Genomic DNA, 13849 nt, shown 5'->3' with positions numbered 1-13849 from the left:
GCATGAGGGTGAGCCCGGAGCGATGGAGATTCCGCATGAAGATCCTTTTCTATCCAGCGTCCGGTGAAGTCGACATCTCCGGAACCGCCGGTGAATACCACGCCTTGGCCGCGCTGATCGTGGCCGGAAGCGGAGGCCATGCTGCGGAGCCTGACGCCACGGACGACTTCGGCGGCACCGCACTCTCCGGCCTCCAGGTCTCGACCGCAGCCCACCGCATGGTCCTCATCTCGATAGACGACGCACGCGGTGTTCTCCAGATTTCCGGCGCCTCCGCCCCGCTGGCCGTCCTCGCGTCGAACGTCGAGGCAATGGCGGCCGACCAGGGCGGCGGCCACCTGCACATCGACTACTTCCCGGATCACCCCTACCTAGCCCCGACATCGGTCAGCTTGATCGTCAACAGCCCTCACGGTGGCATGCCGACGCGGTAGCCCCACAGCCTGGGTCAAATAGGCGCATCGGGGATTCTGGTGAGGGTGTGCCCGCCGGCCGGGCCTGACCCGACTTTGAACTGGCTCCGTGCCCTCATGTGGACCCGTCGACACGGTCGGCGGGGGCACCTCTCTCGGCACCTGCACGGGCCGGCGTGGTGACCTGATTAGGAGCTCGGGTTCGTCCCTCATCCCCGTTCTGCCCAGCGTTCTCCTCGTGCTCGGTGGTCGAGCCTTGCCGTCAATCCAGCGGGTAGGAGGCAGCGTGAACGAGGACCAGGACCTGACCGTCGGGGTCGACACGCACAAGGACGTGCACGTCGCGGCGGTGTTGAACCAGACCGGTCGGGTGCTGGCACCAGAAGCTTCCCGACGACGACGCGCGGCTACGCCCAGCTCGCCACATGGGCTGAGTCCTATGGGCCGATTGCCAAGGCCGGTCTGGAAGGCAGCGGCAGTTACGGCGCCCGATTGCTGCGATTCCTGACCGACTACGGCCTGACCGTGGTCGAGGTCGACCGCCCGGACCGCTCCACCCGCCGCCGGATCGGCAAGACCGACACCATCGACGCCGAGTCCGCCGCCAGGGCGGTTATCTCCGGCCGAGCCAGCGGCACCCCGAAGACCCGACACGCCCAGGTCGAGATGATCCGGGCTCTGCGCGTCGCCCGCTGCGGAGCGATGAAGGCTCGAATTCAAGCCGGAGGTCAAGTCGAAGCACTCATCGTTTCGGCCCCCCGAACCCGTGAGACAACTGGTGCGCAAGCTGGCCGGCAAGAAACTCATCCGCGCCTGCGCCGCTCTGAGGCCTGGCACGTCTGACCCGACGACCGCCACCAAGCTCGCGCTGCGCAGCCTCGCCCGACGCTGGCTCGCACTCCAAGCCGAGGTCGACAACCTCGACAGCCACCTGGCCGCCCTCGTCACCGCCGCCGCCCCGGATCTGGTCGCGCTGCCTGGCGTCGGAGTCGACACCGCTGGGCAACTCCTCGTCACCGCCGGCGACAACCCTCACCGCTTGCACTCCGAAGCAGCTTTCGCCCGGCTCTGCGGCGTGGCCCCCATCCCGGCCAGCTCCGGACGCACCGACCGCCACCGCCTACACCGTGGCGACGACCGCGACGCCAACCGCGCCCTCTGGCGCATCACCCTCGTCCGCATGCGCTGCCACCAACCCACCAAGGGCTACGTCACCCGCCGCACCGCAGAAGGCAAGACCAAGACCGAGATCATGCGCTGCCTGAAGCGCTACATCACCCGACACACCTACCGGCTGCTCACGAACTCCGCATAGCCAACATCGGTCTCGACACCACTAGCCAGATCAGGCACGCTGCAACGGTGGCGATCGACACCACCGGCACATTCTGGCGCGGCGACGACATGACCGACCTCGCCGACTACCTCCGCGAGTACCAGCCCGGCGGCTACCCGGTAGCTCGGGTTACGGAGATTATCTGCCAACCGTGCGGCGGCAAGACCTTCGCGGTCCTCGCCGACGACGAGAACGGGTGCGCACAGACACGGTGTCTGACCTGCAACGACCACGCCTTGATCGCGGACAGTGCCGACTACTGGCTAGACGCCGACCCGGAGGAATGCGCCTGCCCATGCGGCGGCGAAGCCTTCCAGGTCGCCGTCGGGTTCGCCCTGCGCGCCGACGGTGAAGTCCAGTGGGTCAGCGTCGGACTCCGCTGCACCCAGGATGGCACCCTTGGCGTCTACACCGACTGGAAGATCGACTACTCCCCGACCGGCCACCTGCTGATCGGCGCGGCATGACCCACGCGGCCCACCCGCTCTCTTGAGAGAAATAGGAGCGCCAACCTCGCCCGCAGCCGGCGCACCGGCAGCCGGTCGACTCCGGTGGCCACTCACCCGTTGACCTTTGTCGATTGCTGCATGGGTCGTGCCTCCAGGGGCGACAGCAGGCCGTCGGTCGAGTCAGGTGAAGGGCTGAACGGGCGCAAGGACGGTCCACCGACGCGAGGTGTACGTCAGTGAGGGGGTACCTGGATAGTCCGAGATCAACCAAAGATGCGTGATCTCTGCTGGCAGGACAGGGTGGCGCGCCGGTGGTCCGTAGTCGGCTACCGCTAGCAGACAGCCGTGAATGTCAAGCGAGGAAGCTGGCATAAAGGGCACGACGATGGCTAGGTGACGCTCCGTGCGACCGGACTGAGCCAGCTTGCGGCGCTCACCATCGCAGCGGCGGGAAGCGATGAAGCGCTCAGCCCAATCCGTCAGCCTGTTGGGGTCCGATAGGCCCACCCATCCAACCCGCAGTCGGGCTGTTCCCGGCTTCAGGGGCGGTGAAGCTGGCGGGTCCGGGAACGCTGCAACGAAGCCGAGGTCGCTGAGCCCTGTGGGGATTGCGGTTTGGAACGGTGAGTCGGGATAGATGGTCACCCCTGACGCTCGTGCTGCCTCCAGCCCTAGGAGGAACGGGGTGAGCACGTCCTTGGCCCATGCCCTCGGCCGATTCGGATACCGATTGATGCTGAGCTCCCAACCCAAGCGGCATGGTCGGACATCGAGGCAGTCGATACGCTTTGCCTCCCAACCAGCCGCGACCTCGTCGCGGTCCTCAGTAACTTCGACCGCGGCCACCGGGCTGAGCCCACGCATAATATCGAAGTCATGGACGGCATGGCCGCTGTTGAGGTCGGCGTTCTTAAGCCAGCGTGGCCTGATCTCACGCGCGATCACCCTCCAAGCCAGCGCCTCGGAAGGCTTGCTGGGTGGACTGATGACTCGGGCCGAGTAGAACCTCAAGAAGGGGTTGATCTCATCTCCAAATCGACGAGGCTGGCGGTCGTTCCCGACCGTCAGGCGCGGCGAAGTCTCGTCCAGTCTGTCGTCGATCACGACGAAGGTCGACCCTCCCCGCTAACGTCGGAGGCTGCGTAGCTTCACGGCCGGTCTGCTCCCGCCACTGTCCGCCGCCGGCATGGACGAGACGAGTGACCATCCGCCGGGCCTCGTCCTCGGTGTCGAACTCCCACCGGAGCATCTGAGCAGTCTCGGAGTCGCTGGCACACCATCGTCTCGTTGCTGATGGAGTTGGGCGTCCCGCCGCACGTCGTCCAGGCCATCGCCCGGCACGCCGACGTGAAGATCACGCTAAAGATCTACTCGCATGCCAACGTCGACGCGATGCGTCAGGCGCTCGGCAAGCTCGACGGGCGTCTCTCATAGACCCTGTTGCTGTCAGCGTTGCTGCCACCGTCCCGAGGAACGATCTTCTCGGGGCGGTTTCTGCTGATGATGAAGGGTGGGCGCGGCAGGTTTCGAACCTGCGACCCCTCGCTTGTAAGGCGAGTGCTCTCCCACTGAGCTACGCGCCCGGAACGCCCGTACGGCGGGCCGGAGCGGCCAGCTTACCTGCCCGCCTCCGGCCCCGCGCAACGACGTGCCTGGGGTGTGGGACTCAGGCGGCGACGGCCTCGGCCAGCGCCTTGCGCCAGCCCTGCTGGTCGCGCGCCTCGCCGGGCATGTTCATCTCGGCGAACCGGACCACGCCGGCCTTGTCGATGACGAAGGTGCCCCGGTTGGCGATGCCCGCGACGTCGTTGAAGACGCCGTACGCCTGCGCCACCGCGCCGTGCGGCCAGAAGTCGGACAGCAGCGGGAACTGGTAGCCCTCCCGGTCGGCCCAGATCTTGTGGGCGTACACGGAGTCGACGCTGACGGTCAGCACCTGGACGTCGTCGTTGACGTACTCGTTGAGGTTGTCCCGCACCTCGCACAGCTCGCCCTGGCAGATGCCGGTGAAGGCGAGCGGGTAGAAGACCAGCAGCACGGTCTTGCGACCGCGGAGGTCGGAGAGCCGGACCTCCTGGTTGTTCTGGTCCTTGAGCAGGAAGTCGGGCGCCTCGGCGCCAACCTCGATGGGCATGCGTGCTCCCTCGGCGATCGGGTCTGGAGATGATCAGCCTGCCACACCCGGCGACCGCGGCCGCCGGGTGTCGGACGCCGCCCCTACTTCTTGCTCTTGGAACCGCGCCGCATGACGAGACGGGCTCCGCTCCAGTCACGGCCGGCGTTGATGGTGGAGGTCTGCTGGAGCCCGGCGGTCTGCGCGCTCTCCGCGACCTCACTCGGCTCGACGTGACCGTCGCGGCCGGCCTTCGGGGTCAGGAGCCAGACCACGCCGTTGTCCGCGAGCGGCCCGAGGGCGTCGACGAGGAGCTCGAACAGGTCACCGTCGCCGTCTCGGTGCCAGACCAGAACCGCGTCGACCACCTCGTCGGTGTCCTCGTCGACGAGTTCCCCACAGCGGTCGGTCAGGGCGTCCCGGAGATCGGTGTCGACGTCGTCGTCGTAGCCCATCTCCATGACGACCATGCCCGGCTCGATACCGAACCGGTCCGCCAGGCTGCGTACCCCGTCGGCCTGGCCAGCGGTCGCGCTCACTGTCGAGTGCCTCCTCATCTATCCCTGCTCGTGGCGTCGGGTGACACCGTCGGGCTCAGTCCACACAGTTGCGGCTCGCCGCGCAAGTGGCGCACCGGGTGGAACGGAATTTACCGTGCCAGCAGCGTACGGGCACCCTGGGTGATGGCTTCGGCGGAGACCAGTACCTGACGGGCAGCCGGACCTAATGGTACAAACGAGTCAAGTGCGGCTACGCGGCGCGCGGCGCCCACGTATCCGGTGTCGACGAGGGCGGACAGCACGCCCTCGCCCACCCCGCCGGTTCGCCGTGTCTCGTCCACCACCAGCACGCGGCCGGTCGCCGAGGCCTCCCGGATGATGTCGGCCACCGGCAGCGGGGCCAGCCAGCGCAGGTCCACCACCCGGCTGCCCACGCCCTCCCCGGCCAGCGTGGCCGCGGCGCGCAGCGACATCCGCACCCCGTTACCGAACGTGATGATGGTGAGGTCCTCGGCGGAGCCGATCCCGTAGACGCGGGCCCGCCCGATCGGCACGTGCCGGTCCGCCCAGGTGCCCGGTTCGGCGTACTCGGCGGTCCACTCGTCGTCACCGTCGGTGTACAGGTCACGGACGTGGTAGAGCGCGATCGGCTCCACGAAGACGCAGACGCTGCCGTCCACCCGGGCCGCTGCCAGGCAGGTACGCAGCATCGGCGCGGCGTCGTCCGGCCGGGCCGGCACGGCCACCACCAGCCCCGGTACGTCCCGCAGCGCCCCCAGCGAGTCGTCGTTGCGGTCGTGCCCGCCGAGCCCGTCCGGGCTCGCCAGGCCGGGCACCCGCACCACCATCGGGTTGCGGAACGCACCCCGGGACAGGAACCGCATGGTGGCCGCCTCGCCGCGGAGCTGGTCCTCGGCGCCGTGCAGCAGCGTCAGGTGGCGGATCTCGGGCACCGGCAGCAGGCCGGCCAGCCCGGCGCCCAGACCGAGCCCGAGGATCGACGTCTCGTCCGGCAGCGTGTCGAACACGCGCGCCGCCCCGAACCGGTCCCGCAGCCCTTCGGTCACCCCGTACACCCCGCCCCGGGCGGCCACCTCGTGCCCGAACACCGCCGTTCCGGGGTGGTCGAGCATGCCGTCGGCGAGCGCGGCGTTGATGCTCTGCGCCAGCGTCAGCGGGCCGGTCAGCTCCGGCGGCTTGCCGCCGAACGCCTCCGCCCGCGCTCCGGCGCCCGGCCCGGCCGCGTGCGCCGCCGCCTCGGCGACCGCGCGGGACACCCGGACCGGCCGGCGCGGCGCCAGTTCCCGCACGATCTCGACCGGGGACGCGAGCTTCGGCTCGTCCAGCACCTCCTCGGCGACGCGGCGCAGTTGCCAGCCCCGCTCGTCGTAGCGGGCGAGCAGTTCCTCGCCCCCGGCGTACCCGGAGGTCACCAGCAGCCGCGCGGTGGCCAGCAGCGGGTCGCGGGCCGCGTCGCCGTCACCTTGCTCCATCAGGCGGACCGTGCTCAGGTGCAGCACGGCGGGCCGGCGCTGCCGGCGTACCCAGTCGGCCGCCTCCGCCGCGACCCGGTAGGTCGCGGCCACGTCCGTGCCGTCGGCGGCGAAGTACCGGATGCCGGGCCGGGACCGCAGCGTGGCGGCCACCCAGCCCTCGGCGGAGGCGCCGCTGTCCGCGCAGAGGAACAGCACCGGGATGCGCAGGCCGGTGTGGTCGTACCAGCCGGTCGTGTTCAGCGCGGCGGTGGCCGTGGCGTGGTCGGCCGCGGCGTCGTCGAAGGAGCAGACCACCACGGCGTCGGCGGGCCAGGGCGCCGTGTCGGCCTCGCCGTCGGTGGGCCGCGCCCCGCGGCGCAGCCGCTCCAGCGCCAGCCCCAGGCCGACGGCGCGCGGCAGGTGCGAACCGGCGGTCGAGGTGGTCGGCACGACCGCCAGGTCGGCGCGGCCGAAGACCTTCGCCCGCCCGCCGGCCGCGGGTTCCTCGGCGGAGGCGACGATGCCGCGCAGCACGTCGCGCGCCGCCGCCGCGAACGCGTCGTCGGACGCGGGCTGCGGCAGATCGGGTACGACGACAGTCGCGTCCCCGTCCGCGTCCACGACGATCCCGGCGCCCACGGGGAGGCTGGCCGCCTCCGTCTCCCCCGGGTCAACGTCGAGATCTTGGTGGGAAACGGCCCCCGGAGGGGCGCTTTCGCTCCAAGAGTTTCCCGGTTTCGGTTCCGGTTCCGGTTGCGGGGAGGTGGCGGGGAAGGCGCCGGCGGCCTGGGCGGCGCGCAGGCAGTAGAACGCGCCGGAGCGGGCGTGCAGCAGCGCGGGGTCGGTCGGCCGCAGCGCGGCGGCCACCGCGGCGTCGCCCTCGTGACCGGCCGACTCGACAGTGAAGTACCCCTCGCCGAAGCCGGACAGCCACCGCCCGGCCAGGTCGAGCAGCCGGCTGGTCACCTGCGCGTCGAACAGGGCCAGCGCCTGCGCCCCGGTCAACGGGCCGCCGTCGGGCAGCGGTTCGCCCAGGTCGCGCCGCTGGTCGGGCGCCCCGAGCGCGGCCAGTTCGGCTCGGAGCCGGTCGTCGAGATCGTGCGGGGTGGTCACGCGGACAGCATTACCGACTCGGGCCCGCCTCGCCCACTCGGACACGTTCCGCCCGGCGTGGCTCAGACCTGCCCACACTCCTGCGGGCAGCCTCCGTCGGAGACCTTCAGCACCAGGTCCCGCAGTGTGGCCAGTTCGTCGGTGCTCAGCCCGTCGAGCAGTCGGGAGTCCGACATCACCTGGCGGAGCCGTTCGCGTACCTGCCGCCCCCGCCCGGTGACCACGAGCGCCTTCTGCCGCCGGTCGGCCGGGTCGGTACGCCGTTCCACCAGCCCGGCCTGCTCCAGCTTGTCGGCCAGGCCGGTGACGTTGGACCTGTCGCAGCCGAGCTGTTCGGCGAGCTCACGGGCCGGGAGCGGGCGGTCCGGGTCGAGCTGGTGCAGCGCCCTGGCGACCGCGGGGGTGAGGCCCAGCGCCGCGATCCCCTCGTCCTGGTGGTGCCGCATCGCGGCGGCGACGTGCATGATCCGGCGCACGGTCTCCCCGGCCAGCTCCGCCCGGTTGTGGACGGTGGGAACGGTGGTTTGCGCCATCCGATCATCGTATGGGCGAGTCGATCTTCGATCAGCCGAACGGTCAGGCACCTCCCGCAACCGATTGCCGATCATGAAGCGCTGTTCGGCGAAAATCCCCGGCCGGTCGTCCGCGCGTCACCTTCCGTCCATCGACGTCCGTGAGGCTTCCCGGAGTCGACGAACCGGACTCCGGGGAGGAAAACCGTGGCTCTGTCCCGACGTACCATCCTGCTCAGCGGCGCGGCGCTCGGCGCCGCCGGCGCGGCAGCCGGCCTGCCGGTCGCGGCCGCCGCGTCGCCCGGCCCGCTGCGCCGCGACCCGTTCACGCTCGGCGTGGCCTCCGGCGACCCCGACCACGAGGGCTTCGTGCTCTGGACCCGGCTGGCGCCGGAGCCGCTGGCCGAGGACGGCCTGGGCGGCATGCCGTCGCGGGTCGTGCCGGTCAACTGGGAGGTGGCCGCCGACGAGCGCTTCCGGCACGTGGTGCGCCGCGGCGTGGCCCTGGCCCGGCCGGAGTCGGCGCACAGCGTGCACGTCGAGCTGGGCGGCCTGCTGCCCGGACGCGAGTACTTCTACCGGTTCCGGGCGCAGCGCTGGCTGTCCCCGGCCGGGCGCACCCGGACCGCGCCGGCGCCGTGGCTGATGCCGTCCGCCCTCGCGATGGCCTTCGCCTCCTGCTCCCAGTACGAGCACGGCTACTTCACCGCGTACCGGCGGCTGGCCGAGACCGAGCCGGAGTTGATCCTGCATCTCGGCGACTACCAGTACGAGTACGCCAAGGACACCTACACCGTGCCCGGCGGCAACCCGCGTGACCACGAGGGCCCGGAGACCCGCACGCTGGCGAACTACCGGCAGCGGCACGCCCAGTACAAGACCGACACCGACCTCCAGGCGGCGCACGCGGTCGCGCCCTGGGTGGTGGTCTTCGACGACCACGAGGTGGAGAACAACTGGGCCGACGAGGTGCCCGAGGCGCCCGATCCGGACTTCCCCGCCCGGCGGGCGGCGGCGTTCCAGGCGTACTACGAGAACATGCCGCTGCGCCGCACCTCGATCCCGCGCGGCATCGACATGCAGCTCTACCGCCGGGTGCGCTGGGGCCGGCTGGCCACCTTCCACATGCTCGACACCCGGCAGTACCGGGACGACCAGGCGTGCGGCGACGGCTACAAGAGCTGCGCGGAGGCGTCCGACCCGGCCCGCTCGATCACCGGCGCCGCGCAGGAGGCGTGGCTGCTGGACGGCTTCCGCCGCTCCGAGGCCCGCTGGGACCTGCTCGGCCAGCAGGTGTTCTTCGCCCAGCGGGACAACAACTCCGGTCCGCTGACGGTGACGAGCATGGACGCCTGGGACGGGTACGTCGCCTCCCGGGACCGGATCACCCGGGGCTGGACGGCCGCCGGGGTGCGCAACCCGGTGGTGCTCACCGGCGACGTGCACGCGCACTGGGCCAGCGACCTGAAGCTGGACTACGCCGACCCGACCTCGCGCACCGTCGGCAGCGAGCTGGTCTGCTCGTCGATCACCTCGACCGGGGACGGCGCCGACTCGCCGACCGGCTCGCACCCGTGGCTGGCGTTCAACCCGCACCTGCGCTTCCAGAACAACCTTCGGGGGTACGTCCGCACCACGATCACCCCGGCCGAGCTGACCGCCGACTTCGACGTGCTGCCGTACGTGAGCCGGCCGGACGCGCCCGCGTACACCCGGGCCACGTTCGTGATCGAGGACCGCGTACCCGGGCTGAACCTGACCCACGACCGGCCGCCGGCCGCGGCGCGCACCGCCGCCCCCGGTGTCGACCAGGGCCGGCAGACGGTGGAGGCGGAGACGGCCCGCCCGTGACGGCGCGGCCGGGCCGGGCGCGGGGCGCCCGGTCCGGCCGGTCAGCCGGCCAGGAACGAGAAGCGCACCTGACGGTCGGGGTTGTCGCCGTTGGTGTCGACCAGGCAGATCGACTGCCAGGTGCCGAGCTGGAGCCGCCCGCCGAGCACCGGCAGCGTGGCGTACGGCGGCACGAACGCCGGCAGCACGTGGTCGCGGCCGTGCCCGGGTGAGCCGTGCCGGTGCCGCCACCTGTCGTCGGTGGGGAGCAGGTCGTCGAGCGCCCGCAGCAGGTCGTCGTCGGAGCCGGCGCCGGTCTCGATGATCGCCAGCCCGGCGGTGGCGTGCGGGACGAAGACGTGCAGCAGGCCGTCGCCGGCCCCGGACACGAACCGCTCGGCCTCGCTCGTGATGTCCCGGACGGTCGGCCGGGAGCCGGTCCGGACGGTGATCACCTCACTGCGCATACGGCGCATTCTGCCGCAGTGCCCGGTTCGCCGCCGCGTCCGCCGATAGCGCATCCGGTGATCGCGCAAAGTTACTGATGGGTACCTGTGTTCAGCGTCGCGTCTGGGGGTGGGAGAGGTGACGACACGCGCCACCAGGGGGCAGGATGGCGCTAGAGACCTATCCCACACGAAACCGAGGGAACGCCTGTGGCTACGGAACGCAAGCGCCCGGTGATCACCGCTGGTCTACCGAGCCAGCTTCCGGACATCGACCCTGAAGAGACCAGCGAATGGGTCGAGTCGCTCGACGGTGTCATCGACGAGCGCGGGACAAAGCGAGCCCGGTACGTCATGCTGCGCCTGCTGGAGCGGGCCCGCGAGCGGCAGGTCGGGGTGCCGTCCCTGACCACCACCGACTACATCAACACGATCCCGCCGGAGCGCGAACCGTGGTTCCCGGGTGACGAGCACGTCGAGCGGCGGCTGCGGGCGTACATCAGGTGGAACGCCGCGATGCTGGTGCACCGGGCGCAGCGCCCGGAGATCGGCGTCGGTGGGCACATCTCCACGTTCGCCAGCTCGGCGTCCCTCTACGAGGTGGGCTTCAACCACTTCTTCCGGGGCAAGAACCACCCGGGCGGCGGCGACCAGATCTTCTACCAGGGTCACGCCTCCCCCGGCATGTACGCGCGGGCGTTCCTGGAGGGCCGGCTCAGCGAGAGCCAGCTCGACGGCTTCCGGCAGGAGCTGTCGCACCCCGGCGGCGGGCTGCCGTCGTACCCGCACCCGCGGCTGATGCCGGACTTCTGGGAGTTCCCCACGGTCTCCATGGGTCTCGGGCCGCTGAACGCCATCTACCAGGCGCGGTTCAACCGCTACCTGCACCACCGGGGCATCAAGGACACCTCCCAGCAGCACGTCTGGGCGTTCCTGGGCGACGGTGAGATGGACGAGGTCGAGTCGCTCGGCGCGATCGGCGTGGCCGCCCGCGAGGAGCTGGACAACCTCACCTTCGTGATCAACTGCAACCTCCAGCGCCTGGACGGACCGGTCCGCGGCAACGGCAAGGTCATGCAGGAGCTGGAGGCGTTCTTCCGGGGCGCCGGCTGGAACGTCATCAAGGTGGTCTGGGGCCGCGAGTGGGACCCGCTGCTCGCCGCGGACACCGACGGCGCGCTGGTCAACCTGATGAACACCACGCCCGACGGTGACTACCAGACCTACAAGGCGGAGTCCGGGGCGTACGTGCGGGAGCACTTCTTCGGCCGCGACCCGCGGACCCGCAAGATGGTCGAGGGTCTGACCGACGACGAGATCTGGAACCTCAAGCGGGGTGGCCACGACTACCGCAAGCTCTACGCGGCCTACAAGGCGGCCACGGAGCACACCGGCCAGCCCACGGTGATCCTCGCCAAGACGATCAAGGGCTGGACGCTCGGCTCGCACTTCGAGGGCCGCAACGCCACGCACCAGATGAAGAAGCTGACGCTGGAGGACCTGAAGCTCTTCCGCGACCGCCTCTACCTGGACATTCCGGACAAGTCTCTGGAGGAGAACCCGTACCTCCCGCCGTACTACACCCCGGGTGAGAAGTCGGACGAGATCACGTACCTGAAGGACCGGCGTCAGCAGCTCGGCGGCTACCTGCCGACGCGCAGCACCGCGCGCAAGACGCTGGCCATCCCGGGCACCGAGCGGTTCTCCGACGTCAAGCGCGGGTCGGGCAAGCAGAAGGTCGCCACCACGATGGCCTTCGTCCGCCTGCTCAAGGACATCATGAAGGACAAGGAGTTCGGCAAGCGCTGGGTGCCGATCATCCCGGACGAGGCCCGCACCTTCGGTATGGACTCGCTCTTCCCGACCCAGAAGATCTACTCGCCGCACGGCCAGCGCTACACCTCGGTGGACCGGGAGCTGTTCCTGTCCTACAAGGAGTCGACCACCGGCCAGATCCTGCACGAGGGGATCAACGAGGCCGGGTCGGTGGCCTCGTTCACGGCGGCGGGCACGGCGTACGCCACCCACGGCGAGCCGATGATCCCGCTGTACATCTTCTACTCGATGTTCGGCTTCCAGCGCACCGGCGACGGGTTCTGGGCGGCGGCGGACCAGATGGCGCGGGGCTTCGTGCTCGGCGCGACCGCCGGCCGGACCACGCTCAACGGTGAGGGCCTCCAGCACGAGGACGGCCACTCGCTGCTGCTCGCCGCCACCAACCCGGCGGTGGTCGCGTACGACGCGGCGTTCGCATACGAGCTGGCGCACATCGTGGAGAACGGCCTGCACCGGATGTACGGGGAGGCGCAGGAGAACATCTTCTACTACCTCACCGTCTACAACGAGCCGATCTTCCAGCCGGCCGAGCCGGAGGGGGTGGACGTCGAGGGCATCGTCAACGGCATCTACCGCTACTCCCCCGCGCCGCAGGTCGGCGACGACGCGCCGAAGGCGAACATCCTCGCCTCCGGCACCGGCATGCAGTGGGCGCTCAAGGCCCAGCAGCTGCTCGCCGAGGACTGGGGCGTCTCCGCCGACGTGTGGTCGGTGACGTCCTGGACGGAGCTGCGCCGCGACGCGGTCCAGTGCGAGGAGCACAACCTGCTCAACCCGGGCGAGGAGCCGCGGGTGCCGTACATCGCGCGGAAGCTGGCCGACGCCGACGGGCCGAAGGTCGCGGTCAGCGACTGGATGCGCGCGGTACCGGACCTGATCGCCCGCTGGGTACCCGGCGACTACACCTCGCTCGGCACGGACGGCTTCGGCATGTCGGACACCCGGCACGCGCTGCGCCGCCACTTCCACGTGGACGCCGAGTCGGTCGCGGTCGCGACGCTGCGCCAGCTCGCGCTGCGCGGCGTGGTGCCGGCCCACGTGCCGGCCGACGCCGCCCGCAAGTACGCGCTGGACGACGTCAACGCCGCCCCGGTCGGCGAGACCGGCGGCGACAGCTAGTACCCGTCACGCGAGAAGGGCCCGGCGCCAGGCGCGCCGGGCCCTTCTCGTCCCCCGATGCGACGACGGCCCGGCGTCCCTGGCGGGAACGCCGGGCCGTCACCATCGCGGGCGACGCCGGGACGGGCTCGGTCAGCCGACGGCGGCCAGGTCGGTCAGCCGGGCCAGCGAGTCCTCCAGGTCGGCGCCGACCCGGCGCAGGCCGAGCCGGAGCAGGGCCGCCTTGACGGGTCCGGCGGGCCACCGCACGACGATCAGGCGTACGACGGTGCCGCCGTCCTCCTCGTCCGGGGTCAGCTGGACGTAGATCTCGGTGCGTGCCTCGGCGCGGGCGCCGGCGCCCTTCGCGCGTTCGCGCCAGCCGATCAGGGTCGGCTCCTGGAAGGCGATCACCTCGGCCTCGTGCGCGGCGCCGCGTCCAGCCTGGACGAGTTGCCGCCGCCCGAATCCCTCCCCGGACAGGACCTCGGCCGCGCGGACTCCCGCCAGCCAGGCCGGCAGCTGCTCGGCGCGCTGCACGACATCCCAGACCACATCTACCGGCGCCGCCACGTGCGCGCTTCGTTCCACGAGGATCATGAGTATCTTTCCCCCACTTAAATCACATCCGCGATATTCGGCACTCTATGTGTAAATCGGACTTAAGCGGACGGGTTCGGAAAAGACACGCCGAACCGCCTTGCGCTACCCAGTCATCTCGGCCTATG

At 70.6% G+C, this 13849-nt stretch carries 12 protein-coding genes, 1 tRNA gene and 1 pseudogene; 6 read left to right on the top strand and 8 right to left on the bottom strand.

Features of this window, described 5'->3' with window-relative positions; all coding sequences use genetic code 11:
- Positions 1-35: 35 nt before the first annotated feature.
- The 3 genes and pseudogenes from ACN27C_RS16535 (at position 36) to ACN27C_RS16525 (ending at position 2216) form a co-directional block, all read left to right on the top strand.
- Positions 36-434 carry an Imm32 family immunity protein gene (locus ACN27C_RS16535; protein ID WP_030274849.1) on the top strand — a complete coding sequence of 133 codons (399 nt, stop codon included), beginning with the start codon at positions 36-38 and terminating at the stop codon, positions 432-434.
- 244 nt (positions 435-678) lie between these two features.
- Positions 679-1728, top strand: a pseudogene (locus ACN27C_RS16530) (IS110 family transposase).
- Between the two features lie 47 nt (positions 1729-1775).
- Positions 1776-2216, top strand: coding sequence for a hypothetical protein (locus ACN27C_RS16525; protein ID WP_422751547.1), 441 nt, complete (start codon positions 1776-1778; stop codon positions 2214-2216).
- 162 nt (positions 2217-2378) lie between these two features.
- Here ACN27C_RS16525 and ACN27C_RS16520 read toward each other — a convergent pair whose 3' ends face one another.
- The gene (locus ACN27C_RS16520) at positions 2379-3302 is read right to left on the bottom strand and encodes a hypothetical protein (protein ID WP_350815730.1); all 924 of its coding nucleotides are present in this window, start codon (positions 3300-3302) and stop codon (positions 2379-2381) included.
- 183 nt (positions 3303-3485) lie between these two features.
- On the opposite strand from ACN27C_RS16520, the gene ACN27C_RS16515 reads away from it, so the two are divergent.
- Positions 3486-3632: a hypothetical protein gene (locus ACN27C_RS16515; RefSeq protein ID WP_350815731.1), complete on the top strand. Its 147-nt coding sequence runs from the start codon at positions 3486-3488 to the stop codon at positions 3630-3632.
- A 77-nt stretch (positions 3633-3709) separates the two neighbouring features.
- Here ACN27C_RS16515 and ACN27C_RS16510 read toward each other — a convergent pair.
- The 5 genes from ACN27C_RS16510 to ACN27C_RS16490 all read right to left on the bottom strand — a co-directional run bounded on the left by ACN27C_RS16510 (position 3710) and on the right by ACN27C_RS16490 (position 7932).
- A tRNA-Val gene (locus tag ACN27C_RS16510) sits at positions 3710-3781 on the bottom strand.
- An 83-nt stretch (positions 3782-3864) separates the two neighbouring features.
- Positions 3865-4332: a peroxiredoxin gene (locus ACN27C_RS16505; protein WP_120568631.1), complete on the bottom strand. Its 468-nt coding sequence runs from the start codon at positions 4330-4332 to the stop codon at positions 3865-3867.
- A gap of 83 nt (positions 4333-4415) precedes the next feature.
- Positions 4416-4850 (bottom strand): DUF3052 domain-containing protein, encoded by a 435-nt coding sequence (locus ACN27C_RS16500; RefSeq protein ID WP_013287823.1) that lies wholly within the window; start codon positions 4848-4850, stop codon positions 4416-4418.
- 110 nt (positions 4851-4960) lie between these two features.
- Complete coding sequence (locus ACN27C_RS16495) at positions 4961-7399, bottom strand: transketolase C-terminal domain-containing protein (protein ID WP_422751546.1); 2439 nt, start codon at positions 7397-7399, stop codon at positions 4961-4963.
- Positions 7400-7461: 62 nt separating this feature from the next.
- Positions 7462-7932, bottom strand: a complete 471-nt coding sequence (locus ACN27C_RS16490) for a MarR family winged helix-turn-helix transcriptional regulator (protein WP_422751545.1) — start codon at positions 7930-7932, stop codon at positions 7462-7464.
- Positions 7933-8118: 186 nt separating this feature from the next.
- On the opposite strand from ACN27C_RS16490, the gene ACN27C_RS16485 reads away from it, so the two are divergent.
- Positions 8119-9762, top strand: coding sequence for an alkaline phosphatase D family protein (locus ACN27C_RS16485; protein WP_422751544.1), 1644 nt, complete (start codon positions 8119-8121; stop codon positions 9760-9762).
- A 41-nt stretch (positions 9763-9803) separates the two neighbouring features.
- Here ACN27C_RS16485 and ACN27C_RS16480 read toward each other — a convergent pair whose 3' ends face one another.
- On the bottom strand, positions 9804-10208 hold the full coding sequence (locus ACN27C_RS16480; RefSeq protein WP_030271630.1) for a secondary thiamine-phosphate synthase enzyme YjbQ: 405 nt from the start codon (positions 10206-10208) through the stop codon (positions 9804-9806).
- A gap of 189 nt (positions 10209-10397) precedes the next feature.
- Between ACN27C_RS16480 and aceE the strand changes: the two genes are divergently transcribed.
- Positions 10398-13142, top strand: coding sequence for a pyruvate dehydrogenase (acetyl-transferring), homodimeric type (gene aceE, locus ACN27C_RS16475; protein ID WP_358172438.1), 2745 nt, complete (start codon positions 10398-10400; stop codon positions 13140-13142).
- Between the two features lie 132 nt (positions 13143-13274).
- Here the strand turns inward: aceE and ACN27C_RS16470 are convergent, their stop codons facing one another.
- A complete protein-coding gene (locus ACN27C_RS16470; RefSeq protein ID WP_120568628.1) occupies positions 13275-13721 on the bottom strand; it encodes an SRPBCC family protein in 447 nt (148 codons plus the stop codon).
- Positions 13722-13849 lie beyond the last annotated feature (128 nt).

This window comes from Micromonospora sp. WMMD1219, assembly GCF_049315215.1.
GTDB classification, from domain to species: Bacteria; Actinomycetota; Actinomycetes; order Mycobacteriales; family Micromonosporaceae; genus Micromonospora; species Micromonospora tulbaghiae.
Note: the sequence above shows the minus strand (reverse complement) of the source record. Positions and strands in the feature narration are given on the sequence as shown.